At 52.9% G+C, this 24,396-nt stretch carries 24 protein-coding genes and 2 riboswitches; of the genes, 11 read left to right on the top strand and 13 right to left on the bottom strand.

What is annotated here, in order from left to right:
• Positions 1-59: 59 nt before the first annotated feature.
• Complete coding sequence (gene tadA, locus M2108_RS28300; protein ID WP_277472725.1) at positions 60-560, bottom strand: tRNA adenosine(34) deaminase TadA; 501 nt, start codon at positions 558-560, stop codon at positions 60-62.
• Positions 561-882: 322 nt separating this feature from the next.
• Between tadA and M2108_RS28295 the strand changes: the two genes are divergently transcribed.
• Together M2108_RS28295 and rluF are read left to right on the top strand one after the other, a co-directional pair.
• A complete protein-coding gene (locus M2108_RS28295) occupies positions 883-3,150 on the top strand; it encodes an ATP-binding protein (protein WP_277472726.1) in 2,268 nt (755 codons plus the stop codon).
• Positions 3,151-3,198: 48 nt separating this feature from the next.
• On the top strand, positions 3,199-3,900 hold the full coding sequence (gene rluF, locus M2108_RS28290) for a 23S rRNA pseudouridine(2604) synthase RluF (RefSeq protein WP_277472727.1): 702 nt from the start codon (positions 3,199-3,201) through the stop codon (positions 3,898-3,900).
• A gap of 82 nt (positions 3,901-3,982) precedes the next feature.
• Here rluF and motB read toward each other — a convergent pair whose 3' ends face one another.
• A complete protein-coding gene (gene motB, locus M2108_RS28285) occupies positions 3,983-4,798 on the bottom strand; it encodes a flagellar motor protein MotB (RefSeq protein WP_277472728.1) in 816 nt (271 codons plus the stop codon).
• Positions 4,782-5,582 carry a flagellar motor stator protein MotA gene (gene motA / locus M2108_RS28280; RefSeq protein WP_277472729.1) on the bottom strand — a complete coding sequence of 267 codons (801 nt, stop codon included), beginning with the start codon at positions 5,580-5,582 and terminating at the stop codon, positions 4,782-4,784. Before motA ends, motB begins: the two co-directional genes overlap by 17 nt.
• A 204-nt stretch (positions 5,583-5,786) precedes the next feature.
• On the opposite strand from motA, the gene M2108_RS28275 reads away from it, so the two are divergent.
• Both M2108_RS28275 and M2108_RS28270 read left to right on the top strand, forming a co-directional pair.
• A complete protein-coding gene (locus M2108_RS28275) occupies positions 5,787-6,080 on the top strand; it encodes a hypothetical protein (protein WP_277472730.1) in 294 nt (97 codons plus the stop codon).
• A gap of 223 nt (positions 6,081-6,303) precedes the next feature.
• On the top strand, positions 6,304-6,591 hold the full coding sequence (locus M2108_RS28270) for a 4a-hydroxytetrahydrobiopterin dehydratase (RefSeq protein WP_277472731.1): 288 nt from the start codon (positions 6,304-6,306) through the stop codon (positions 6,589-6,591).
• A gap of 94 nt (positions 6,592-6,685) precedes the next feature.
• Here the strand turns inward: M2108_RS28270 and M2108_RS28265 are convergent, their stop codons facing one another.
• From M2108_RS28265 to M2108_RS28240, 6 genes are all read right to left on the bottom strand, one after another.
• Positions 6,686-7,042, bottom strand: coding sequence for a c-type cytochrome (locus M2108_RS28265; RefSeq protein ID WP_068728857.1), 357 nt, complete (start codon positions 7,040-7,042; stop codon positions 6,686-6,688).
• A gap of 125 nt (positions 7,043-7,167) precedes the next feature.
• On the bottom strand, positions 7,168-7,653 hold the full coding sequence (locus M2108_RS28260) for a GNAT family N-acetyltransferase (RefSeq protein ID WP_277472732.1): 486 nt from the start codon (positions 7,651-7,653) through the stop codon (positions 7,168-7,170).
• A gap of 262 nt (positions 7,654-7,915) precedes the next feature.
• Positions 7,916-8,407 carry a C40 family peptidase gene (locus M2108_RS28255; protein WP_481856959.1) on the bottom strand — a complete coding sequence of 164 codons (492 nt, stop codon included), beginning with the start codon at positions 8,405-8,407 and terminating at the stop codon, positions 7,916-7,918.
• 5 nt (positions 8,408-8,412) lie between these two features.
• Positions 8,413-8,558, bottom strand: a riboswitch (cyclic di-AMP (ydaO/yuaA leader).
• Positions 8,559-8,940: 382 nt separating this feature from the next.
• Entirely contained in the window at positions 8,941-9,369 is a 429-nt protein-coding gene (locus M2108_RS28250; RefSeq protein ID WP_277472752.1) for a C40 family peptidase, read from the bottom strand.
• Between the two features lie 72 nt (positions 9,370-9,441).
• Positions 9,442-9,580: riboswitch (cyclic di-AMP (ydaO/yuaA leader) on the bottom strand.
• A gap of 224 nt (positions 9,581-9,804) precedes the next feature.
• Positions 9,805-10,635, bottom strand: a complete 831-nt coding sequence (locus M2108_RS28245; protein WP_277472733.1) for a hypothetical protein — start codon at positions 10,633-10,635, stop codon at positions 9,805-9,807.
• An 11-nt stretch (positions 10,636-10,646) separates the two neighbouring features.
• Positions 10,647-12,662, bottom strand: coding sequence for a M1 family metallopeptidase (locus M2108_RS28240; protein ID WP_277472734.1), 2,016 nt, complete (start codon positions 12,660-12,662; stop codon positions 10,647-10,649).
• Between the two features lie 104 nt (positions 12,663-12,766).
• Between M2108_RS28240 and M2108_RS28235 the strand changes: the two genes are divergently transcribed.
• Positions 12,767-13,273, top strand: a complete 507-nt coding sequence (locus tag M2108_RS28235) for a YwhD family protein (RefSeq protein ID WP_128083729.1) — start codon at positions 12,767-12,769, stop codon at positions 13,271-13,273.
• 108 nt (positions 13,274-13,381) lie between these two features.
• Here the strand turns inward: M2108_RS28235 and M2108_RS28230 are convergent, their stop codons facing one another.
• The 3 genes from M2108_RS28230 to M2108_RS28220 form a co-directional block, all read right to left on the bottom strand.
• Positions 13,382-13,852, bottom strand: coding sequence for an AbrB/MazE/SpoVT family DNA-binding domain-containing protein (locus tag M2108_RS28230; protein WP_277472735.1), 471 nt, complete (start codon positions 13,850-13,852; stop codon positions 13,382-13,384).
• A gap of 220 nt (positions 13,853-14,072) precedes the next feature.
• Complete coding sequence (locus tag M2108_RS28225; RefSeq protein ID WP_277472736.1) at positions 14,073-14,741, bottom strand: DNA-3-methyladenine glycosylase; 669 nt, start codon at positions 14,739-14,741, stop codon at positions 14,073-14,075.
• An 86-nt stretch (positions 14,742-14,827) separates the two neighbouring features.
• Entirely contained in the window at positions 14,828-16,891 is a 2,064-nt protein-coding gene (locus M2108_RS28220; RefSeq protein ID WP_277472753.1) for a transglycosylase domain-containing protein, read from the bottom strand.
• 229 nt (positions 16,892-17,120) lie between these two features.
• On the opposite strand from M2108_RS28220, the gene M2108_RS28215 reads away from it, so the two are divergent.
• From M2108_RS28215 to argS, 6 genes are all read left to right on the top strand, one after another.
• The gene (locus M2108_RS28215; protein ID WP_277472737.1) at positions 17,121-18,281 is read left to right on the top strand and encodes a beta propeller repeat protein; all 1,161 of its coding nucleotides are present in this window, start codon (positions 17,121-17,123) and stop codon (positions 18,279-18,281) included.
• 204 nt (positions 18,282-18,485) lie between these two features.
• Positions 18,486-19,343: a carbon-nitrogen hydrolase family protein gene (locus M2108_RS28210; RefSeq protein ID WP_277472738.1), complete on the top strand. Its 858-nt coding sequence runs from the start codon at positions 18,486-18,488 to the stop codon at positions 19,341-19,343.
• A 15-nt stretch (positions 19,344-19,358) separates the two neighbouring features.
• Positions 19,359-20,027, top strand: coding sequence for a GNAT family N-acetyltransferase (locus tag M2108_RS28205; RefSeq protein ID WP_277472739.1), 669 nt, complete (start codon positions 19,359-19,361; stop codon positions 20,025-20,027).
• Between the two features lie 55 nt (positions 20,028-20,082).
• A complete protein-coding gene (locus M2108_RS28200) occupies positions 20,083-20,754 on the top strand; it encodes a GNAT family N-acetyltransferase (RefSeq protein ID WP_277472740.1) in 672 nt (223 codons plus the stop codon).
• A 188-nt stretch (positions 20,755-20,942) separates the two neighbouring features.
• Positions 20,943-21,386, top strand: a complete 444-nt coding sequence (locus tag M2108_RS28195; RefSeq protein WP_277472754.1) for a YwiB family protein — start codon at positions 20,943-20,945, stop codon at positions 21,384-21,386.
• Positions 21,383-23,068: an arginine--tRNA ligase gene (gene argS, locus M2108_RS28190; protein ID WP_277472741.1), complete on the top strand. Its 1,686-nt coding sequence runs from the start codon at positions 21,383-21,385 to the stop codon at positions 23,066-23,068. The genes M2108_RS28195 and argS overlap by 4 nt, the downstream gene beginning before the upstream one ends.
• Before the next feature lie 120 nt (positions 23,069-23,188).
• On the opposite strand, the gene M2108_RS28185 is transcribed toward argS, so the two are convergent.
• Positions 23,189-24,364, bottom strand: coding sequence for a S8 family peptidase (locus M2108_RS28185; protein ID WP_277472742.1), 1,176 nt, complete (start codon positions 24,362-24,364; stop codon positions 23,189-23,191).
• Positions 24,365-24,396: the final 32 nt, after the last annotated feature.

Here is a 24,396-nt window from a genome sequence, read left to right as displayed (position 1 = left end):
TCTCCTTATCCCATAATAATTATAGAAACAGTGTGGCAGGGGGACGGGACGCTAATGCCTCAGAGCTTGGGCTTCCGGCGCAGCCGGCGGAAGAAAGAAGTCAGCAGCTCTGCACATTCCTCCTGAAGTACATTTTGAATGATTCCGGTCCGGTGATTGAATCTCGGTTCTTCGAGCAGGTTCATAAGGGTGCCTGCACAGCCTGCCTTTGGATCGGCAGTACCGTATATGGTTAGCGGCAGCCGGGCCTGAACCATTGCCCCCGCACACATGGGGCAGGGCTCAAGTGTAACGTATAGCTGGCAGTCAAGCAGCCTCCAGGAATTAAGTGCAATACTTGCCTGGCGGATTGCGACCATTTCAGCATGTGCGGTAGAATCGAGCGTAGTTTCCCGCAGATTGTAGCCGCGCCCGATAATCTCCCCGTGACGAACGATTACTGCACCGATAGGCACTTCACCCAGGCTCTCTGCTTTACGCGCTTCGGCAATCGCCTCCTTCATCCAGAACTCATGTATGGCCAGCTCCTCGGGTGGCAGTTCATCCTTGTATATATTCAAGCCCATCTTTCCTTTCCTCGAACAATCCTTGTACAACGAACAAATATTCGCTCTGAACAAATTGTGCATAACTCTGTGGATAACCGCCTACTTATACACAATATTGTACACACTCAAGCTTAATAACCTGTTTATATGTGTATATGCTGTAGATGGTGTTCATGATTTCCTTCATTATTGTAGAGAAACTATCCTCAAAATTCAATGCTGTACGTGGATAATCCCCTTTGAAATCTCTTTTCAAAAGAAGGGGCAGAAGGTATGATATTTATGAATGATCTGCTTGATTTTTTTACCAGTTGATAAGAGGTGAACAAACAGCTTGTCCATTAAAACAAAATTATCGGCAATCATTTTCGGGTCGGTGCTGTTAATACTGGGACTCAATCTGATGCTGAATTTATATGCGGCCCGGAATAATTTGCTTACCGAGAGCAAGAATAATATGAAGACTACAGCCATGCAGATTGCCGTTTCTGTCGAGCAGAGCAATTACAGCTCCAATTACGTGCAGCAGCAGATGGCCTATAATCTTCGGCTGGCCGCTATTCTCGCTGCTGAGGAGCTCGATCCGGACATCAGCAATGTGAAAAACTCACAGCTGAAGCTTCTGGCGGACAAGCTAGGGGTGTCCAATATTTCGCTCCTTGTTCAGACTGAAGATGATATTATAGTAGCTAAGTCCTCAGATCCTGCCGAGCTTGGGTTGTCTACCAAGGGTATGGGTTTTTGGTATGTAGCTTTTCTTGAGCTGTTTGCCGGCCAGAAGGTATCCGTTCAGCAGGGGCAGACGCTTGATAATTTCTGGTCCGGCCCCTTTGAATACTCCACCTCTAATCCGGAGTACATTGAGAAGTGGGGCTATTACCGTGATCCGTCAAGAAACTACATTATAGATCCGTATATACGGAGTACAGCCGTCAGTGACTACGTAAGAATTATGGAGCCGGAAGAGATCGTCCGGCGCTCCAAGGAGGTCAACCCGGGGCTACTGGAGATTACGGGGATGAATCCCAAGACCTTTGGTTCCGAAACCATGCAGCCGGACGGTACAGACAGTGTCAATCATAAGCTGCGCAACCGTCCCATCCGTTTCGGAACCTACATTTTTGGCAATCCTGGCGAGGATAAGACTGCAATGATGACAGCCCTGAGGAAGGAAGCTCCGGTAACCATTGATACATCAGCCTTGGGCAAAAGAGTGCTTAAAAGCTTCATCCCGATTGCTCAGCCCGGCAACGATGATTATGTTATCAGCGTAGTCATGGATTACTCGGTAATCTCCTCCGTCATTAATGAGGAGCTGGTAAGTGATATTACGACATCGGTGCTGCTGCTGGTTGTTTTTTTCATATGCAGCTATGTGCTGTCCGGCATTGTTACAAGGCCGATTAAGGATATCCTGCGTAAGGTCAATGATGTAGCCAAGGGAAATTTCGAGTCCCCGCTAAATGTAACAAGCGGCGATGAGCTGGGCCAGCTGGCCAGCCGGATTAATGTGATGGCCGATCACTTGTATCAGCATACCAATCAGTTGGGGAAGACACTGGAGGAGAACCGGGCTGTAAAGGAACACCTGGAATCGGTAATTAACGGGACATCGGATGCAATCCATACCGTAGATATGGAAGGGCGGATCACCAGCACGAACAAAGCCTTTGAGAAGCTGTACGGCTGGAATGTTGCCGATGCCGCAATCAAGCCGCCTTATCTTGTGCCGGCGACCGTACAGCGGCAGGAGGATATAAGACTTAAGGAACTTAAGGAAGGTGCCGTTCTGCCGCCTGTGGAGACCCTCCGGCTGAAGCGTGACGGATCTTTAGTTGAGGTCAGTGTAAGCACCTCAATGATCCGGGATGAAGAGGGCCGTCCTCAGGCCTTTGTACATGTATCCCGTGATATGACCGAACGCAACCGGATCGAGGAGCTGCTCAGACGCTCAGAGAAACTGACGACAGTGGGGCAGCTGGCGGCAGGGGTGGCCCATGAGATCCGTAACCCGCTGACCACTCTCCGCGGATTTCTGCAGCTTCAGAAGGAGAAGGGAGTGCTTATACCGCTGCATATTGATCTGATGCTGTCTGAGCTGGACCGGATCAATCTGATTGTGAGCGAATTTCTGATCCTGGCCAAGCCGCAGGCTGTCCACTTTCAGGAGAAGGATGTCCGGCATATACTGAATGATGTCATTTCCCTGCTGGACAGCCAGGCGCATCTTTTCGGCATTGAGTTTGAAGCACAGCTCTCCGTACAGCCGGCCAGAGTACATTGTGAGGAGAACCAGCTGAAGCAGGTCTTTATTAACATCGTCAAAAATGCAATTGAGGCGATGCCCTCAGGCGGCACCATTACCGTTTTGCAGCGGATCGAAGGAAATTCTGTTATCATTGTAATCTCGGATGAGGGAGAGGGAATTCCGGAAGAGATGCTGCCCAAGCTGGGAGAGCCCTTCTTTACAAATAAGGAGACGGGAACCGGTCTTGGACTGATGGTCAGCCAGCGGATTATCCAGGCTCACAAAGGCAGCATGGAGATCAGCAGTGAATACGGGTGCGGAGCCGAGATTACGATTATACTGCCTGTTGCATAGAATTAGGCCTGAGTGAAGGATTGAATAAGGAACGGAGTGAGAACAGAAATGAGAATTAATAAGTTCATCAGTGACACGGGCTACTGTTCACGCCGTGAAGCAGATAAGCTGGTCGAAAGCGGAAGAGTTACAATCAACGGTGAACCTGCTGTACTGGGGAGCCAGGCTGTGCCGGGAGATAAGGTATTGATTGATGGCAAACTGCTTAAAACAGGCAGCCAGGTGGTCTATATCGCTTTAAATAAGCCGGTTGGCATCACCTCTACCACAGAGGCGCATATTCAGGGGAATATTGTTGATTTTGTCGGGCATCAGGAGCGGATATTTCCGATTGGCCGGCTAGATAAGGACTCCGAAGGATTAATTCTGCTTACAAATGACGGCGATATCGTTAACAAAATACTGCGGGCTGAAGGCAAGCATGAAAAGGAATACATAGTAACTGTAGACAGGCCGATTACGTCTTCCTTTATTTCTGCAATGTCGAGCGGGGTAAAGATTCTGGGTGGCAAAACCCTCCCCTGCACAGTAACCCGGATCTCGGAGCGGGTATTCCGCATCATTCTTACCGAGGGCAAAAACCGGCAAATCCGCCGGATGTGCAGCGCATTTGGCTACGAGGTAAGACACCTGCAGCGTATCCGGATAATGAATATTCATCTGGGCGCGCTCAAGACAGGGGAATGGCGTGATTTGACCATGCAGGAGAAGCAGGAGCTGGGGGCTATGCTCAGCTATGAGCTGCAATAGCCAGCCCTTACAAAGAAAGAGCTGCTTGCCCGGGTAATCCCGGGAGGCAGCTCTTTACTCTTTATTCGTTGCGGAGTCCCGTTTATTGAGCAGGAGGAGCAACGCTTGTAGTATCTGCTGAGTCGGTGTATTTGCGGAGAATGGAGACCTCCACGCGGCGGTTTTTGGCCCGTCCGGCGGCCGTGGAGTTATCAGCGATCGGATGGTATTCACCGTAGCCGATCGGGCTGAATTTTACCGGGTCCAGGTTCGGATTCAGCAGGAGGATCTTCATGAAATGAAGGGCCCGGTCTACGCTGAGGTCCCAGTTGGAAGAATAGCTGCTGTTGGAAATCGGGACGTTGTCGGTATGCCCCTGTACAAGTACATTGTAATCAGGAAACTGCTGCAGCATACTGGAAATTGATTTGGCCAGCTGCCGGGATTCATTCTTAACATCGGCCTCACCTGAAGCAAACAGGGCGTTGTCACTGATTGTAATCATCAGCTGTGACTGATTCAGCTTGGTGCTGAGCAGATCGGTAAGCCCGTTTTTCTCGATATACTGGTCAAACTGCTTCTTAAGCTTCTCCAAGTCCTCCTGCTCCTGCTTGCGCAGCTTGGCAATTTCGGATTCGCCTGTATTGGGAGCAACCACGTTATCCATTTTATCGTGCTCGCCTTGATCCAGCTGTGACTCGGTTGGCGAAGCAGCCCGCTGGTCGAGAATACCTGTGCCGCCGTTCAGTGCGGAGCTGAAAGCCTGGCTCATCTCCTCGAACTTCTTGGCATCAGTTGCGCTCATAGCGTACATAACAAGGAACAAGGCGACCAGCAGCGTCATCAAGTCAGAATAGGGCAATAGCCAGGATTCATCGGCATGCTCTTCATGCTCTTCATGCCTAGTCTTTTTGCTCACTCAAGCCGCCCTCCTTTGCACTCAGCTTGGCACGCTCCGACGGTGTAAGGAAGACGGACAGCTTCTGGTTGATCGCAATGGTTGAGACCCCGGACTGGATGGACAGCAGCCCCTCCACCATCATCAGCCTGAGCTGGATTTCTTTTTTGGAGATACGTTTAAGCTTGTTGGACATTGGATGCCACATTACATAACCGGTAAAAATACCGAGCAGTGTAGCAATAAACGCCCCTGCGATCGCGTGGGCAAGCACATCCATATCACTCATATCCGCAAGGGCGGCGATCAGTCCGACAACCGCTCCGAGCACCCCGAGCGTAGGGGCATACATGCCTGCCTGGGAGAAGATCAGGGCACCGGCTTTATGTCTGTCTTCAGTTGCATGAATATCTTCCATTAATACATCACGGACAAACTCCTGATCGTTGCCGTCGATGATCATACGCATACCGTTTCTGAGGAAATCATCTTCAATTTCATCAACCTTCGATTCCAGCGCCAGCAGTCCTTCACGCCGGGTAATGGATGCCCATTCCATGAACGTGGTGATCAAATCGGATTTGTTCACCATCTTTTGCTGAACGAAGAGCAGCTTGAACAGCTTGGGGATCGTCTTGAGCTCCGCCATCGGGAAGGCCACAAAGACGGAGGCTACGGTACCCAGGAGAATGATGACATACGCCGCAGGGTTATTTAAGCTTGTAAGCGGGGCATGCTTCAGCACCATCCCGCCAAGAAAAGCAACCAGACCAAAAATCAAACCAAGTAATGTTGAAATTTCCATTATGCACCTCGTCCATGAGAATTAAAAAGTGATCCGTCACAGCCGCTTGTATCATCCTTGAAGAGCAGCGGGACACCCTGTGTGGAATGAAATCACGTATATTCTTATTTATCGACAGCATTCCCTTTTTTGTGAAGTCATTTTTTCGGCTATAATGGATAGGGTAAGTTATTATTCATCTGTGAAGAAAACGGAGTGATAGACGTGGGTGTTAAGCACGGCAGAGATTACAGTGAGATTCTGAAGGAACTGACGGAGGCCGTCAGCCGTATTTCAGACAGTTATGTGTTTTTTGAGATGGAACCTGACGAGTGGCAGGAGCTGCCGCAGGAATCAAAGCTTGAGGTATGGGAAGCCCTGGCCGAGGATCTGTTTTATGGGCTCGGTAATGAGCCGGTCATTCAAGTGGGCAGCGGAGTTGTCATCTATGACAAAGAGACCCACAGGATCAACATTCTGCTAGGTGAGGAAGATCTGGCCTCGGTAGTACTTGTCTAGCTGGACAGCAGCAATGGGCCCAGGTTTGCCCCTCTCCATGCAGCCATGGTAAAATTGAGCTGACGAGTGCTATTTGCCGGGATTACAGAATACATTAAACCGAAAAAAGGCCTTCATCCTGGCGCATCCCTTGGACTTTCAGAAGCTAAGGGATGTTTTGTTTAAAATATCAGAAAGTATATGTCTAAAGACTTTACTGCTAATAAAGTAAGGGAGGAAGCAAATGCAATTATCAGTGGAAGAGCTGCATGAGCAGGTAGGTAAGCTGGAGGGCTGGAAGCTGGAACAAGAAACGCTGGTACGCAAGTACATGTTTAGCGAGTATATGAAGGGCATTGCTTTTGTGGATGAGGTAGCCGCCATATCCGAAGCCTTTGATCATCATCCGCATATAACGATTGACTACAAAACCGTCACCCTGCGCTTATCGGCAAAAGAAGAGAGCGGCCTTGCGGCGCTTGATATCCGCCAGGCTCATGAATTCAATGAAGCCTTTGACAAAACACGTTAGGACACGGTCTAATATAACCGCTGCACACAAAAATGCCCGTACAAAGGACCGGCTGGAGTCCTTGTACGGGCATTTTAAATGAATGAGCGATCTTTTACTTTTTCTCTGCGAGCCATAAAGCAACGTTGGCGATCTCCTCAGGGGCAAGCTTATCCTTAAAGGATGGCATTTGTCCGCGTCCCTTGGTCACAATGCTATAGATGCTCTCGGCATCCCGTTCGCTGCCTTCATGCTGCAGGCTTGGGCCAACACCGCCCTGAAGCTGATCACCATGGCAGGAAATACAGTTGGTTTTGACAGCGGCTTCCGCACTTGCGGCATCCAGGGTAACCTGGGGCATCGTAGGCTTATTTTCTTCCGCGACTTCCTCTTTGCCGGGCAATGTGAACAAGAGTACTACCGCAAAAGCACATGCGGCAAAAAACAAACCGCTCATGATCCATTTCTGCATCTCCATCGTCCCCTCCGTGTAAGCTGCTTCCTTCATTATACCGAAAGGTAAAGCGTTATCATAGAGTTTGTGTCAAAAAAATGAACGATTTTTGTGCGGATAGGGGCTTCAACCTCAGTATGGAGCTATTTATTATAGACCATGCAATAAAATGGCTTATCTCCGCTTGGAGTACGGCGTTCGTACGTATCAGTAATCGTAAATCCGCACTTCTGGTATGTCCGGATAGCCCGCTGATTCCAGGTGAGCACCTCCAGATCAATCTCCCGGTCGGGGTATCGCTCCAGAGCCGCCTGAACGATTGCATTCATAAAGGAATGACCCCTTCCATGCCCGCACAGCTCGGGCCGCATGCCGATTCCCAGCCGGACCACGCCTTCCATCGGAAACAGCTGCGCAAATCCGCACAGATCCCCTTCTCCGTCTACAACAGATACATACTGCTCTGTACGCAGCTGCGGGTCTCCGAATTCAATGCCAAGCGCCTGCATCTGCTCCCATGGCAGCCATCCGTAAATATTATAAGGCGGCCTGTAATCCCATCCGCAAATATCTTCGGCATGACTGGTCTCCATCGGCACAATGTAAAAAGTGACAGGGTAACTGCTCATAAGGCCACAGGCCTCCTTTCAGGGGGCACGTTTCTATATCGTATACTTAATTATATACAAAACTGGGCGGGTTCAACTCAGGAAATTAGCAAGGACGGCAGAAACTTGACAAACCGCTAAAAATATTTTATGAAATTGCGGAAAAAAGGGATTTTAGGTGTTTTATGCGTTAGGGGAGGGGTAAGTAGTTTTATAGACAAAAAAACAGGAGCCCTCCAAGATTTCGGCAAAAATCCTGGAAAAGCACCTGTCGTATCATTGCTTATTGAACATCATCGTTATCTTCAGCATCAGTTGCAACTGCATGGTAAGCATCTGTGCTCATGATCCGTTTGGCGCCAACGTAGCGGTTGACGTAGTAGCTGTCACTCAGCGAGCTGATGGTTACACCCTTTGAGCTTGAGGCATGTGCGAATTTGCCGTCACCGACATAAATACCGACATGAGATACACCGCGGCCGCTTGTATTAAAGAATACAAGATCGCCTTCCCGCAGATTATCACGGGAGATGGCAGTGCCCATCTGGTACTGGGAGCCGGACTGGTGCGGCAGGTTAATGCCAATCTTATCGAACACATACATGGTGAATCCGGAGCAATCAAAGCCGTTGGTCGATACTCCGCCGGACACGTATTTGGTTCCGATGGCTTTATCGATGACTTTATCCATTTTGGAATCCGCGAAAGCGCTTCCTGCCCCAATGGTAAGCATAATAGAAAAACTGAGTAGTGCGGCGGCTAACTTCTTCTTCAAAAGTAAATACCCCTTCCAAATGCCTACGAGGTTAGCTTAAGGGTTCGGTTGAAGGTCCCCTATGACCCCTCTGTGAATAGGAGGTCAATTCACCCAAAAATTGGTTCCCCCGTTTCCCTTATTTCGTAAGGGAACTCGGCACGACTGTTGATTAGGATTAGCTGGCAGAACATTATGACAAAACGTTTGAAAAACCCGGTTGATTAATTACAAAAATGTTACTAAAGGATCACTGCGATAATTGTAGCAAAGACAGAGGCCGTTGGCAATCACTTAAAACATATTAGTGCATAATATTTGCGTTTTTTAAGAGAGAGTTCTGCTTAAAAAGACTCAAATTTACGCGGGAAGTAAGCTTTTTCAGAAACAATGTTGGAATTTTTAGTAAGAGGGGTGTTTCATAAGCCCTGGATGTGTGTAAAAGGTAGAATAAGGAAACAAAAAGGAAAAACCCGGGAATGATTACGGCAATAATCAAATCCGGGCCAGTTAAGTTACAATTATGTGTCAGAGGTTAAATGTGAGGGGAAGGTTCAATCGTAAGCGACAGCCTGGTAAGCTGTTGTGCTCATTACTCGTTTGGCGCCAACGTAGCGGTTGGCCCAGTAAGCCTGGCTCAGCGAGCTGATGTTTACACCCTTTGAGCTGGAGGACTGTGCAAATTTGCCGTTCCCGACGTAAATGCCTACATGGGAAACTCCGTTACCCAGCGTATTGAAGAATACAAGATCGCCGGCACGCAGATTGCTTTTGGAAACAGGCGTTCCAATGCTGTACTGTGCTTTGGAGGTGCGGGGCAGGGTAAGACCGACACTCTTGAAGACGTACTTAGTGAATCCTGAACAATCGAAGCCCGAGGTACTTGTACCTCCAGTTTTGTATGAAACTCCGATGGTTTTGGAGATAACTGTGTCCATTTTGGAATCAGCCGAGACGCTGGTGGCGCCCATAGTGAATACCATCACAAGACCCAGTGCTGCTGCGGTGCATTTCTTTTTTAAATGTGTGCGGAACAAATTGTGACTTTTCAAAAGATGTACTCCTTCCAAGGCCTGCGAGGTTAGCTTAAGGATTCGGTAGAAGGTTCCCCTATGACCCCTCTAAAGCGAGATCAATTCACCCAAAATATGGTTCCCCCACTTCCCGGTGCTGGGAATTTGGCGTTTTATGCACCAGAACAGTGACTGTTGATTGACAATGTTGAAGTGTATAAGGTACATACAGTTAGTTCGAAATAGTTTCAAAAGATTACAAAGTTGTTACCAGCGGTACAGGCATCATTGTATCAGAGGTTTTGATGTTTTGCAAATTCTACGTTAAATCATTGTTAAGCACAAAAGAGTCACACCCCTGAAACAGAGGCAGTGACTCTTTTATTATGCCGTTTTGGCGGGAAATTATTGTGGAAATGTTTTGCTGCTCCATAGCTGGTACTGGGCGGCGATTCCCCACATTTTGAACATGGTGGATGGAAGCGGTGCGAACTGGCGGAAGAGCAGCGCCGGCAATCCGGGATAGAACAGGGCGGTTACAGCCGAGAGCAGCAACGTCAGCAGCCCTCCTGCGCCAAGCACTAGTGAAGCACTGGTTGAAGGAGCAAGCAGCCTGAGATAGGCCAGCAGGGCGGAGAACATGCCTGTCCCGGCGGTATAGCCGAATTGCATGTAGAGCAGCACCGTACGGACGATGTAGAGATACAGCATCCAGGCCAGCAGGTAGGGCAGAAGCTTCAGCAGGAGCTTATAATCTAATAAACCGCCTAACAGCAGCGTATACATTTTGGGCAGCAGCCAGTAAAGCGGAAGCGCAGACAGCAGCCATTCCGCCAGACTGAAGATAAACACCGGCAGCCCGTAAAGTCTCATCCCCGGGAAAAAAAACAGTCCGCGTTCACCTTTACGCTCCTGATGCAGCTCATGCAGCAGACCGGCGCGGATAAAGGGGGAAATCAGCAGCCGCAGCAGCGACAGCGCGAGCAGCAGCCAGAGCCAGCGCTGCACCGCCGGGTCACCGCCCAAGGCGGCCTGCCCTTCGATATAATACAGCAGCCTGCCCAGTCCGCTGCCGCCGGCATGGGTATCCGGATAGCGCAGCAGCACCGGAATGACAGCCGACCTGACGAACCTGTACAAAAAATAGCCCCAGAGCAGCCGGTAGATAAATAGCAGAATCAGGATATAAAATTGCTCCTTCATGCTGATCCAGCTGCGGGAAATCGCGCTTTTCACTATCGTTCACCTCACCAGACTAGAGTTCCGAGCAGAGTTTCAAGCAATTTGGTTACACTGAGTGTCCAGCGCGAGAGTGTCTTGGGTGCAAGCTCCGCCAGCATGAAATTGTTAAGATGTTTACTCTCCAGAAGGATGGAGTGTCCGGGGTCGATATCCACAGAAGCAAGAGGTGTCTTGTAGGATAGCTGAAAAGCAGTTGTTTTCTGTTCTCCCTTCCAGAACTGCTGTATGGTATAACCGTCAGTAAAAGTGAATTTTACCGGTACATTGGCATACCCGCTGCCTTTATTGCTCACTTCCACTGTTGCCTCATAGCGGGCCTCTTCTCCATCAATACTACTGTTTCCAGTGCCGGTGGTGATGCGGTCAACGGAGAAGTCAGGCGCACCGCCGCTGTAGACATACTGGTCAAAATAATCCTGCCAAGACTGCTTGGTTACTTTTTCGACAATCCTCTGAAAATCGGCCGTGGAAGGATGCTTAAACCTGTATTTACGGGCATATGCGAGCATGATAGCATCCATTGTTTTGGTGCCGACCTGCTGTTCGATATCCTTGAGGACCAGCTTACCGCGGATATATACATTGCGGGTATACCCGTCAGCGGTGCTATATTTCCATGTCTCGAGATTAAGCTGCTGGGGTGCTGTGACCATGCTGGCCTGCAGGGCAGCGCTGGAGCTGACCCCGTACTCCTGCTCCATCAGGCGGTCTTCGGCATAAGAGGTAAAGCTTTCATCCAGCCAGGCCTCTTCAAATTCGTTATTGGCCACCATGCCGTAAAAGTACTGATGACCGATCTCATGAATGACAGTGCGCTCAAGCGACATGCCGGGGGAACTTTCAGCTGCGCCAAAGGCAGTAATCAGCGTCGGATATTCCATTCCGCCAGCCCCGTTCCCTTCCTTGGGCGGAACCACGATCGATAAGGTCGAATAAGGGTAGGGCCCATACCATTTGCTGAATGCAGTCAGGGCAGCTTTGGCAGCCTGGAAGTACCGCTCCTGCAGATCCTTGTGCAGCGGGTCCAAATACAGCTTGATCCGTACACCCGGCACATTCGGGGCGGAGAAGGCCTCCTCGGCAACGACAAAATCAGGGGATGCAGCCCAGGCAAAGTCATGGACATCATCGGCATAGAACTGATAAATTCTCCTGTCCTGCTTAATCTGGGCACTTTTGACCGGAAAACCGGTAGCGCCTACGATGTAGTTGGCAGGAACAGAGATCGTTACATTGTAAATGCCGAAATCGCTATAAAACTCTGAAGTCCCGTGGTACTGATGAAGATCCCAGCCCTCCTCCTGAACGCCTCTTGTTCCTTTGGGCTCATATACACTGAGCTTGGGGAACCACTGTCCGGCCATCACGAAATTTCCGGCAGTCCCCATACGGGCGAATATTTTGGGCAGCTTGACCTCAAACTGGATTTTAAGCGTGACACTCTCTCCGCCGTTTACCGGCTGCGGCAGATGGACCTTGACGAGGGTCTTGTCGTTAACATTGCCGTCATCGGGCTGCACATACTGCATACGCTGCATGAGAGATACCCCTTCGGTAGTGCGCAGGTCGGTTATCGTCATGCTGCCGAACCCGTTCTCCGGCATGGTATCACCGCGCAGCTCACCGCCTGATTCCTTCATAAATGTTGTTTTTTCAGAGGCAAAAGCGTTGGGATAGAGGTGAAAATAGAGCTCTTGTACGGGCTTTTGGCCGGGATGAATCCAGGTAACTGTTTCTGCGGCCTGGAGCGCCCGGGCATCCGCGTCCAGCTGCACATCGATATGATACTCGGTTACCCGCATGCTTAAAGCTTCAGAGACCGGAAGCGGCTTGCTCTCGGGAAGAACAGGCTGCACCGCCTTGGTCTGGGACACGGCAGCGGGGGACTTGGCCTCTTTTGGGGCAGCGGCAGACTGGGCGGCAGGGCTGAGCCCGCTCAGGAGCCAGAGGGAGCCTCCCAGCAGGATGAGGGCGGCCAGGGCCGCAGAGATGATCATGAACCTTAATGACAGTGGCTTCATACTGTGATTCCTCCCGTGACAAGCATCTACGGGATGTATATGTTTGCAATCGCCGCATTATTAGCTAAAATTAAATTATTAGTGAAAGGGAAGGATGTGCACTTGTGGATAACGTACAACCGGAGGGCAAAAAGCAGATTGCCTTGAATATTGTGAACGCAAAAAGCAAGCATAAAGGCTTTGGTGCCGGCTCCATTGATCTCAACAATGTATCGCCGGTCATTATCGACGGCGGTGAAGCCGTTATCGACATTGGTGCCATGCATGCCAAAAGCAAGGTAGAGAAGGGCATCAAATTTTCGATGAACCGTGATGAGGTACCGGACGGAAGACAGGTTTGGGTAGTCTGGGTCGCAGTGGACCGTACGCCGGAAGGACAGCTATACGGCGGCATAACGGCCTGTGAAATGTGGATTGATACCGAGGCACGGCGGGGCTGGAAGATTCTTGCCGATCATGTGAACAAGCTGGATGCTGCCTTGAAGCGCAAGATTATTCTGGATGGTCTGGGACCGGTGGAGAAGGCGGCACTAAAATCACTGCTGATGTCGCATAATGCGGACTGGTGGGCAGCCACCTCTGATGAGCTGAAAAACGCGCTGAGTGAATAGCAGGCAGCCGGATAGAGGTTAGACGGACAAAAGGGCTTGGACCTTCACAGCAGGAAGGTTCAAGCCCTTATTATTATTCTTGAGGGATCATGGATGCAGGCAGTGCTTCTACTTGCCGGATGAACTGATTTTGCGCTTGAGCTGGCTTACTCTGGCCTGGCTGATGCCAAGCATCTCCGCAAGCGTCTTCTGGTTGGCATAGGGGTGCTCGGCTATAGCCTTCTCCAGACGCTGGCTCATCTCCTCAGTCTTGGTCCGGCGGCCGCTGCGGGCAGGGTCAGTGCTCTCCTCATTCGCCCCCTGCAGAGGTTCTGCTTCTTCCGGAACACGGCCGGGATCGCCAAGCTCCTTAAGACAGGTATTACAGATAAACTGATCCTTGTAGTAAGTTACGTGGTCAAGGCTCCTGCAAAACGTACATTCGGTCGAAGTGTATTTGCGGAGTACAATAATCTCATCATTCAGGATAAAGAATTCGATGGGATCCCCAATTTCGATATTGCGTGTCATGCGGATTTCTACAGGAACCACAATTCTGCCAAGACTGTCTAAACTCCGGATCATGCCTGTATCCTTCATCTCATGTCCCTCATTTACATCTTTATATTTTTTTGCGGATATCTACGATTATAGCAGTAATTGTAAGTTTAGAGAACGGGGAAAGCGCATCCATTTATCAATTGGGTGAACATGAGGGAAGCCGCCTGCTCTGGTCAACCAGGGCAGGCGGCTTATTAGGGTTCTATTCCTTTTACCCAATATACGGGCACCGAAACAGGCGGAAACGAAGAGGCAGGATTCAGCCCGGGATAAAGGGTGTTTCCAGCTTATCCTTCACTGAAATATAAGGATTATTCCGGAGATAAAAGCGCCAGGGAAGCTCTGTGTATTCTCCGGCATAGGGAATATTGATGCGCGGAGCCTGTACAATATCCAGGACTTCAGGATGTTCACCCTGCTCCAGCCGCAGCGGGCTGTCTCCGCTGTCAATCCGGAGCCCGTTCAGGCTCTTGTCGATCCGCAGCGCACGGCATAGCTTGCCGGGCCCGCCGGAGAGCCCGGCCGGATTGCGGCCGGCATTACCGCGGTAAACACGCATCAGGGCCGCATCGGCGTCAGTCAGCGGCTCCACAGCCCGGATCAGTACAGCATGGGGATCACCTTCCCCGGATGTAACGACATTAAGGCAATGGTACATGCCATAAATGAGATAGATATAGATGGTTCCGCCCTCCCGGAACATTACGTCCGTCCGGGCGGTACGGCGGCCGCCAAAGGCATGGCTGCCCTTATCCTCTAAGCCCCCGTAGCTTTCTGTTTCTACGATGCGGCAGCGGATCTCCCCGTCCTCTGTGCGCCGCACCAGGTGCTGGCCCAGGAGAAGCGGTGCAGCCTGCAGAGCCGGAAGCCTGTAAAGCTCAGGCGGGACAAGCCCGTACCCTGTAGGTTCGTTATCTTTATGGTTCATATCAGGATGGCACCTTTCCCGGCAAGCGGGGCTTGCCGCTTTTGGGCTCATCGTACCTTATGGGGCGCGCCGGCTGCAACTGCCAGCTAGTTCAGCCACCAGCGCTTGATATCGCTCCACAGCGAGTGTTCTTCCTTGGCCGGACCGGCCGGCGGCTCTTCAGCAGGCGCTGTTTCCCCGCGGGTGCTGTGCTCATCGCAATATTCTGTCGGTTCCGTGCCGCTGATAAAGGTCTCAAGCTCCTTCTCCGGGCAGGCGGCCGTAGCCAGTTTGCCTGATTCCGGGTTGATGTAGACACTGACAACGCCGTCAGGAATCGGGAAAATCTTTGGCGGCACATTGGCCAGCGCCTTCTCCGTAAATTCGGCAAAAATCGGGGCAGCACGTCTTCCGTCAGAGGTAGCGATTTCGCGGCCCTTATCATATCCAACCCAGACTGCAGTAGACAGCTCCGGCGTAAAGCCGACCATCCAGCCGTCTGTATCCGTAGTCCCGGTCTTGCCTGCTACGGGGCGCTTGATAATGGACGCTACGCGGTTACCGGTGCCGCCGCTCTCAAAGACCCCTTCCATCAGCCGGGTCAGGACATAGGCTGCCGCAGGCTCAACGACCTGCTCCCCCCCGGCCTGGGGGGCTTCATAGACCAGATCGCCCTTGGAATCGGTAATCTTCAGAATGGCTGTCACCGGCTGCCGGACACCTCCGCCTCCGATTACCGCGAAGGCGGAAGCCATCTCGAGTGGGCTGACCGGTGAGGTTCCGAGCGCCAGGGAGGGCACGCTCTGCAGCGGACTTTTTATCCCCAGCCGGGTTGCCATTTCTGCGACATGGTCCGCGCCGATTTTCATAATCGTATTTACAGCATAGATATTGTCGGAAGCGGCGATGGCCTGGCGCATATTAATTTCCCCGAGATATTTGTCGCCGAAATTTTTGGGCTGGTACGTTTTGCGGTTGTTGTCGTAATGGAACAGCGTCGGCTGGCTGTTAAAAACCGACAGGCCGGTCATCGTTTTTGAGGATAGCGCGCTCAGATACATAATGGGCTTAAAGGATGAACCGGGCTGCCGGGTAGTGGCCAGGGCATGATTGAACTGGTTGGAACGGTAGTTCTTCCCTCCGACCATTGCTTTGATATAACCGGTGCGCGGGTCAATGGAGACGAGGGCGGTCTCCAGCTCACTGGCCGGGTCCATCCCTTTATCCACGGCTTCTTCAGCTGCCTGCTGCATATCAGGGTCAAGCGTGGTATACACATTCAGCCCGCCCAGCTCCAGCTCGTCATTGCTGATCCCCAGCGTGTCGGTGACCAGCCCGCGTATATAATCACGGAAGTAAGGGGCAAGCACGACAGTATCCTTTTGGCCCTGCGGCTTAAAGCTGAGAACGGTCCGGGCGGCCTCCTCGGCCTGTTTTTCTGTAATATCTCCTACCTGGACCATAGAGTTTAAAATAATACTCTGCCGCTTTTTGGCGTTATCCGGATGGGTGTAGGGTGAATAATAGGTCGGGCCTTTGGGGATGCCGGCCAGCAGTGCGCTTTCCGCCAGATTCAGATCTGCCGCCGCTTTGCCGAAGTACATGCGGGAGGCTGCTTCAATGCCATAAGCCCCGTGACCGTAGTAGATTTCATTTAAATACATATTGAGAATCTCTTTTTTGCTGTATTTCATCTCCAGCTGCATTGTGTAAATCGCTTCCTTGGCCTTGCGGGTCCAGGTTTTTTCATGGGTAAGGTACAGGTTGCGCGCCAGCTGCTGGGTCAGCGTGCTGGCCCCCTGGGAGCGCTCGCCCGTCTCCAGATTGGCCAGCACCGCCCGTCCCATGCCTTTCAAATCAAAACCGGAATGACTAAAAAACTTGCGGTCCTCCACGGCCAGGGTAGCCTGGATCAGCTCAGGGGAGATCTGGTCCAGCGTAACCGGAGTGCGGCTGCGCCCGTCCGTCGTGAAGGTGGCCAGCACATTGCCTCTGGCATCCAGCAGGCGGGAGCGGATATCATCGCCGATCGGCGGAAGCGGTTTGTTATATAGATAGCCCAGCAGTGCTCCGGCAGCAAGCAACAGCAGTATCGTCAGGGCGGCCAGCAGCCGGGTCAGCCGGCGTAAACGGTGTCTTTTGACTTTCGGGTTAGCAGAATCGCGCGGCATGGCTTCAGGCTCCTTGTCCTCAGGAATGCGAAACGGCCGGCGTCGTTCATAATAGTGCCGGTTAGTTCTCATTATGGGAAAGGAAACGGGCAGATATTCAGGGCCGGAGGCAGCGGTAACCAAATTGTCTTCTTTTTGTGACCTTCTCAGGGTAGATAGAACTGCGGACGGGGAGTATAACAGAGTAGTGCTGACAGGAAAGGGTATATATATCACAGGAGGTGTCATCATGAATTGGACTAAAAAGATACATCTAAAAGCACTAACCATTCTCTCCGCGGGATTGCTCGCGGTTTCGTCCGGGGGTGCAGCAGCTCCGGTACATGCAGCAGCACCGGCGGGCGCCGGAGACCATGGTCTGCTTAAGCAGCTGCAGGCCAAGCATCTGGCTGCTGAAGAGACACCGCTCAGCTTCAATGACCTGGCGTTTCTCAGTGCAGATACAGGACGGGCTGCAGGCAAAGGCTTTATGATCGGCACATCGGACGGCGGCAGCCATTTCCAGAACATTTATGAAGGCCAGTGGAACTTCCGGCAGATCTCCTTCCCGGACAATGTGCATGGGTGGGCATTAGCTTCGGTTCAGGAGCAGAACGGGGCCTATCTTATCGGCACATCGGACGGCGGATCAACCTGGAAGAGAATTTCGGAGTCACAGGTAGGCTTTGAACGGATCGCATTTACAGACAGCAAGCACGGCTTCGGTTATGTCCGTGCCTTTACGTATTATACGGAGGACGGGGGACGGAGCTGGAGCCAGATCAAGACTCCGGCTAACACGCGCGGCGCAGAGTTTACCAGCCGCAATAACGGCTGGGCAGTCGTGGTGGCACCGGGCGAAGGCTACCGGGTTATGAAGACCACAGATGGCGGATCGACCTGGAAGCTGGCACTCAAATCGGCTTTTGCTTACCCGGAGTACGGACAGGTATATGCCAAGGGTGATCAGGTATATGCACTCCTGTACGGAGGATCAGGCATGTCCCAGACCTCGTATTCGCTGTACGCCAGCGGCAATCAGGGAAAGAGCTGGACCCGTGTAATCGCCCAGGAGACGGCAGGCGGCGGTCCTGCACCGGGCAGCGGATCAGCGCTGCTGAAGAAAGGACCTGCCTCCGGCAGACCGGGCAACATGCAACTGGCCGGCAGCAGCACAGCCTTTCTGGCCGGCTATTCGCCTGCAGGTGAACAGGTGGCTGTCGGCCGCACAGTGAATGCGGGCAAGCAATGGAGCAACCTGCCGGCAATTGCCGGATATGAAGCAAGGATCTCCTTCCCCGACAGCAAAGCGGGCTGGATGGCAGTCAAAGATGCCGATACTTCATCCCTTTATGCCACTAAGGACGGCGGCATGACCTGGACGGAGAAGTTTGCTTTTAAAGGGAAATAACAATAACAAAATAACAACTCTATACTAATGACAGGGCGGTTCCTCTTCCGGGGCCGCTTTTTTTGCGGGTATAACAAGAGCGCCTTTTTACGTTTTCCCGCCGAGTGTGATTTTGACCGCCAGTATGATAAAATTTGATTTACTTTAACAGGACTGTTCCGCATACCTGCGGAGCCTGTGGACAAATGCTAGGAGGAATGCAGAGTGGCCTTTCGCGTATCCGCTGTTCAATATCATTTGCATACGATAACTTCGTTTGATGAGTTTGCTGCCCGGTGTGAGCATTACATTAAGACGGCTGAGGAATTCAGCACCGACTTTATCCTGTTTCCGGAGTTTCTCACAACTCAGCTGATGTCCATCGGGGACGGGCAGGGTAACGCCCTGGGCATTGAGGATCTGCCGCAGTTTACGGAGCAGTACCGGGAGATGTTCTCCGGTTTTGCCCGCAAATATAATGTGCACATCATCGGAGGCACCCATGTGCTGCGCCGAAACGGCAAGCTGTACAATGTGGCGCATCTCTTTTATCCCGACGGAAGAATTGCCGAGCAGGCCAAGCTCCATATTACTCCCGCTGAGGTGGAAGGCTGGAATATGGGGGCCGGAGAAGGCCTGGAGGTCTTTCAGACGGACAAAGGAACCATTGCCATGCTGACCTGCTACGATATTGAATTTCCGGAAATTGTGCGGATGGCCAGAGCCAAGGGGGCTGACGTCATTTTTTGCCCGTCCTGCACGGATGACCGCCACGGCTTCCACCGGGTCCGCTATACCAGTCATGCGCGTGCGATCGAAAACCAGATTTATGTTGTGCTCACAGGAACCGTCGGGTCGCTGCCAACCGTTGATCTCATGCGTGCGAACTTCGGGCAGGCCGCTGTTATCACACCTAATGATGTTCCCTTTCCGCCAAAAGGGCTGCTGGCCGAAGGGGAGATTAACGATGACATGATTATTACCGCTGATCTGGACCTGGAGATGCTGTACCGGGTGCGTGAGCGCGGTTCGGTAACCACCTGGCGCGACCGGAGAACGGACCTGTACACAGACTGGACATAAAGGAGTCAGACAAGGATGTACACGAAAAGCTTTTATGCCTTTGACGGCAAAGTGCCGGTTCCTGCGGTAATCCGGAATTATACGGCGGCGGATTTTGACGAGCTCATTACGATACAATCGGAAGCTTTCCCGCCTCCTTATCCGGCAGAGCTGCTGTGGAACCGGGAGCAGCTGCACAATCATGTGGAACTGTTCCCGGAGGGGGCGCTGTGCGCCGAAGTGAACGGTGAACTGGCCGGTTCGGTTACGAGCCTCAAAATTCATTTTAATGAAGAATCGGCACATCACAGTCATACCTGGTCTGAGGTAACGGCAGACGGATATATCACCACACATCAGCCGGACGGCAATACGCTGTATATTGCAGATCTGTGCGTACGCCCGAAGTTCCGCAAGCTGGGACTGGGCAAGGAGCTGGTGCAGTCCCTGTATCATGTGGTCGTAGAACAGAAGCTTGAGCGGCTACTAGGTGCGGGAAGAATGCCCGGCTATCATAAAGAAGCTTCCCGGCTATCGGCAGAGGCTTATCTGGCTGAGGTGACCGGCGGGCAGCTGGCGGATCCGGTTATTACTTTTCTGCTGCGCTGCGGACGGACGCCGCTTGGTGTGGCCCCGGAATATCTTGAGGACGAGGAGTCCTGCAATTACGCGGCACTGATGGAGTGGCGCAACCCTTTTTTATAGAAAAGACAGGCTGAAGGCAAAACCCAATCAAAATAACACTGGAGGAGATTCTTCTATGGAATATGTAAGAATTACGAGCCTTTCTGATCCGCTATTCAGACAAGTACATAATCTGCTGGGTGAGGTGTTCCCGCCGGAAGAGGTGCTGGAATACAGCCTGTGGCAGGAGCCGTTGGAGGATCCGGGAATCCGTGTGTTCGCAGCCGTCCATGAAGGCATCGTTGTCGGGACTACAGAATACCGTTACTATCCGGACTGGAACGTAGCGATGACTGACTTCACCGTAATCGGCCGTGAGGGCCTGGGGATCGGGCGTTTTCTGGCTCAAAGCCGCCTGAAGGATCTGAGGAAGCTGGCAGCAGATAACGGCAAGGAGCTGTACGGCATGTTCGCGGAGATTTATGATCCGTACCGGGTGGAGGATTTCAGCTTCGGCGGTGTTAAGCCGATGAATCCGTTTGTCCGACGCGAGGTATTGTCCCATCTTGGGTATGAGCGGCTTGATTTCCCTTATGTCCACCCTTCCTGGCAGGGCGACGGCGAAGCTGTAACCGGTCTGGATCTCTGCTTCATGCCTGGACAAGAGGGGCTGGAATCGGTAGAGGCCGCGCTGGTAGCCGACTTCCTGACCCGCTATTATGCGGTGCTCGAGGATAAGCCTGCGGCCTGGCATGCCATGGTGGAACAGCTGCGGGCCAAGGATACTGTACGGCTGCTGCCGTTGTAACTAAATAAATTGAAGAAATCTGCAGAAGGGCAGCGGCCGGAAGTCCAAACATTCTCTGGAGCCGCGGCTAGTCCCAAAGGGGAAAATAAAAGTTCAATTGTATTGCTCACCCGGACTGGATTTAGTGTACAATGGGTAAGCGAATATGCCTTGAATTTATGAATAGAACGATAAGCGAGGAACAGAGCATGTCTGAACTACAGTCCGCCAAATACGGTGTTACTGTTACTCTGGAAAGCCGGCAGGACGGGCAGAAGAATGTGATCAAGGCTGCCGGGGAAGCTTTTTCCAAAGGGGAGCAGCTGTTTATCCGTTATAAGGAAGCGGAGCAGGGTCCGCAGGGAGAGGCTGTGTCTGTCCGTACGATGATCAAGATTACGGGCTGTGAACTGAAGCTGATCCGGCACGGGAGCATTGAGTCTGAGCAGTCTTTTGAGACAGGACGGCGCCTGCCGGGCTTCTACCGGTCCCCGTACGCCCAGTTTAATCTCTCTACCGACACGCGGAAGCTGGATATTATGCGTAATGGACGTTCGCTGGAGGTCTCGTGGGAGTATGACTTGTACGTCTACGGGGAGCTATCGGGACAGTTCGCTATCAGTTTGTATATACAGGAGGAACCACAATTATGACACAAAGTTCAAATCCGCTGCAGCTTGCCAATGAGCGGGTCAAAGAAGCGGTTGCGGGTGCTATTCTGGCCGCCGGTCTCGTAACCCAGGAAGAGCTTCCGGCCATTGCACTGGAAGTTCCGAAGGACAAGGCTCATGGAGATCTGGCGACCAATGCCGCTATGCAGCTCACCAAGATCGCCAAGCGCAACCCGCGTCAAATTGCGGAAGCTATTATTGAACATCTGGACACTGCTTCAGCTTCTATTGAGAAAGCGGAAATCGCAGGTCCGGGCTTCATCAACTTCACGCTCTCCAAGAGCTACCTTTATCCGGTCATCGGTCTTGTCACAGAGCAGGGCGACAATTACGGCCGGATTGAGACAGGCAAAGGCAAAAAGGTAGAAATGGAGTTTGTCAGCGCGAACCCTACCGGCAGCCTGCATCTCGGACATGCCCGCGGCGCGGCTGTCGGCGATGCCCTCTGCAATGTGCTGGATTTTGCCGGTTATCAGGTAACCCGCGAATACTACATTAATGATGCCGGCAACCAGGTGAACAATCTTTGCAAATCGATCGAGGCCCGCTACCTGCAGGAGCTCGGCCAGCCGGCGGAAATGCCGGAGGACGGCTACCACGGTGAGGATATCAAGGGATTTGCCAAGGAGCTGGTTGCCGAAAAGGGCGACACCCTGCTGGAGATGACTCCGGGAGACCGTGCGGCATTTTTCCGTACCTACGGGCTTACGAAGGAGCTGGGCAAGATCAAACGTGACCTTGAACGCTTCCGCGTAAATTTCGACATCTGGTTCAGCGAGACCTCGCTGTACGAGAACGGCCAGGTGCTGCGCTCGCTGGATGAGCTGCGCGACCGCGGCGAAGTGTACGAGCAGGACGGCGCTACCTGGCTGAATACCACTAAATACGGCGATGACAAGGACCGCGTGCTGATCAAGAACGACGGCACCTACACCTATCTGACACCGGATATCGCTTATCACAACGATAAGTATGAGCGCGGCTACGATACCATGATCAATATCTGGGGTGCTGACCACCACGGCTATATCCCGCGGATGAAGGCAGCCATGTCGGCGCTTGGCAATGACCCAGAGAAGCTGGTCGTGCTGATTGCCCAGATGGTCAGCCTGTTCCAGAACGGCGAGAAGGTCAAAATGTCCAAGCGTACCGGCAAGGCCGTTACGATGGAAGAACTGATGGAAGAAGTCGGCCTCGACGCGATCCGCTACTTCTTCACCATGCGCAGCATGGATTCGCATCTTGATTTCGACATGGATCTGGCGATTTCCACCTCCAACGAGAATCCTGTCTATTATGTGCAGTATGCGCATGCGCGGATCTGCAGCATTTTCCGCCAGGCTGAGGAGCAGGGCATCACCGTCCCGGCCATCGATCAGATTGACTTCAGCAAGCTGACGGCCGTTCACGAATACGACCTGCTGCGCAAGATCGGCGAGCTTCCTGCCGAGATCGCAGTTGCCGCTGACAGCTATGCGCCGCACCGCCTGATCCGTTACGTGTACGATCTGGCCGCACTGTTCCATAGCTACTACAAGGCAGAGCGCGTCATCACTGACGACGCTGCCCAGACCGTGGCCCGCCTCGCCCTGCTGGGCGCGGCCCGCATCACCATCGCCAACGTCCTGCGTCTCGTTGGCGTCACTGCCCCTGAGCGGATGTAACACCCGCTCAGCACACCAAGCACCGCCCCCCGTGCCCCGGGGAGGCGGTGCTTTTTGGTGCCGCCGGCGCTGCGCCCGGCGGCTGTCCCCCGCCGCAGTGCGCGGCGGGGGCGGGCGGGCCTACGCCTTCGCGGCAGCGGCGGCGGCCCGTTTGGCTCTTGCGCCTGCGCGCAGCAGGCGCAGGGCATCGGCTGCGCCGCCGCCGAGGGCGGCACGGCGCTGGCCCTTGCGCAGCCGCACCGGCAGGGCCGTGCGGCGCAGGAGCTGCTTCAGCTCGCGCGGCGTCAGCGCCGGGCGGAGCGCGAGCAGCAGGGCCGCGGCACCGGTGACATGCGAGGTCGCCATGGAGGTGCCGCTCATTTCCTTGTAGCCCTCCCGCAGCCAGCAGGAGGTCACGCCCTCGCCGGGCCCGTATACGTCGATATACGGGCCGCGGTTGCTGAAGGCCGCGACGCGGTGCCTCCGGTCAAGGGCGCCGACGGCAATCGTCTCGGGATAACGGGCCGGGTAATCCCCGCCCCGCTTGCCGTCGTTGCCGGAGGAGGCGATGATGGCGATCCCGGCCCGGTAGGCCTTGATCACCACATCATGCAGTGCCTTGCTCCGCGTCTTCATGCCGAAGCTCATATTGATGATGTCGATCTTGTTCTGGACGCACCAGTCGATGCCAAGCACAATGTCGGACACATAGGCAGAGCCGTTATGGTCAAAAGCCTTGACCGGATAGAGCAGGGCCCGCGGCGCCACGCCCATCATGCCGCGGGTGCCGCCTGCTGCTGCCAGTGTGCCCGCAATGTGTGTACCGTGCCCGTTGTCATCCAGCGGCAGCATGCCGCGGTGGAGCAGATTGACGCCGGGGGCGAGCGAATACTTCAGATCGGGGTGCCGGTAATCGACCCCTGTGTCAATGACACCGATTTTCACATGGACGCCGGTGGATTTGGACCATGCCTGGGGGGCATGAATCGCCTTCACGCCCCATGGCATCATCGCGGCACCTGTTTTTTCACCCGCCAGGGAGTGAACCTGGATTCTGAGGTCTTCTTCTATGCATAAGAAGGCGGCGAATTTGTCCATCAGCTTCTCCGCTCCTGCGGCCGGTACAAAAAAAGCCTTGAGCAGACTTGAGACCTGAACCTGCCGCAGCCCCGGGCGCTTCGCCTTCAGGGATTTCCACTGTGACAGGGCTCCGGCATACTGGCGGTGATCATTGAAGGTCACAATGCGCCGCTCCGCATTTTTGGGGGCAGCCGAAATCTCATCAAGCAGCAACTGCCAAAATCCGTAATAATCCATAGGTTACGCCGTCCCCCCCCTCGCTGCCGTGC

The sequence above is a fragment of the Paenibacillus sp. PastM-3 genome (assembly GCF_029893965.1).
Lineage (GTDB): Bacteria > Bacillota > Bacilli > Paenibacillales > Paenibacillaceae > Paenibacillus_AQ.
This window is presented reverse-complemented; position numbering and strand designations above follow the sequence as displayed.

Coding starts and splice junctions, on each gene's coding strand:
- rluF (WP_277472727.1), top strand. CDS start 3,199: ATGAGAATTAATAAGTTCATCAGTGACACGGGCTACTGTTCACGCCGT.
- motA (WP_277472729.1), bottom strand. CDS start 5,582: ATGGAAATTTCAACATTACTTGGTTTGATTTTTGGTCTGGTTGCTTTT.
- M2108_RS28270 (WP_277472731.1), top strand. CDS start 6,304: ATGCAATTATCAGTGGAAGAGCTGCATGAGCAGGTAGGTAAGCTGGAG.
- M2108_RS28265 (WP_068728857.1), bottom strand. CDS start 7,042: ATGCAGAAATGGATCATGAGCGGTTTGTTTTTTGCCGCATGTGCTTTT.
- M2108_RS28260 (WP_277472732.1), bottom strand. CDS start 7,653: ATGAGCAGTTACCCTGTCACTTTTTACATTGTGCCGATGGAGACCAGT.
- M2108_RS28250 (WP_277472752.1), bottom strand. CDS start 9,369: ATGGTATTCACTATGGGCGCCACCAGCGTCTCGGCTGATTCCAAAATG.
- M2108_RS28240 (WP_277472734.1), bottom strand. CDS start 12,662: ATGAAGCCACTGTCATTAAGGTTCATGATCATCTCTGCGGCCCTGGCC.
- M2108_RS28230 (WP_277472735.1), bottom strand. CDS start 13,852: ATGAAGGATACAGGCATGATCCGGAGTTTAGACAGTCTTGGCAGAATT.
- M2108_RS28225 (WP_277472736.1), bottom strand. CDS start 14,741: ATGAACCATAAAGATAACGAACCTACAGGGTACGGGCTTGTCCCGCCT.
- M2108_RS28220 (WP_277472753.1), bottom strand. CDS start 16,891: ATGCCGCGCGATTCTGCTAACCCGAAAGTCAAAAGACACCGTTTACGC.
- M2108_RS28215 (WP_277472737.1), top strand. CDS start 17,121: ATGAATTGGACTAAAAAGATACATCTAAAAGCACTAACCATTCTCTCC.
- M2108_RS28205 (WP_277472739.1), top strand. CDS start 19,359: ATGTACACGAAAAGCTTTTATGCCTTTGACGGCAAAGTGCCGGTTCCT.
- M2108_RS28200 (WP_277472740.1), top strand. CDS start 20,083: ATGGAATATGTAAGAATTACGAGCCTTTCTGATCCGCTATTCAGACAA.
- M2108_RS28195 (WP_277472754.1), top strand. CDS start 20,943: ATGTCTGAACTACAGTCCGCCAAATACGGTGTTACTGTTACTCTGGAA.
- argS (WP_277472741.1), top strand. CDS start 21,383: ATGACACAAAGTTCAAATCCGCTGCAGCTTGCCAATGAGCGGGTCAAA.
- M2108_RS28185 (WP_277472742.1), bottom strand. CDS start 24,364: ATGGATTATTACGGATTTTGGCAGTTGCTGCTTGATGAGATTTCGGCT.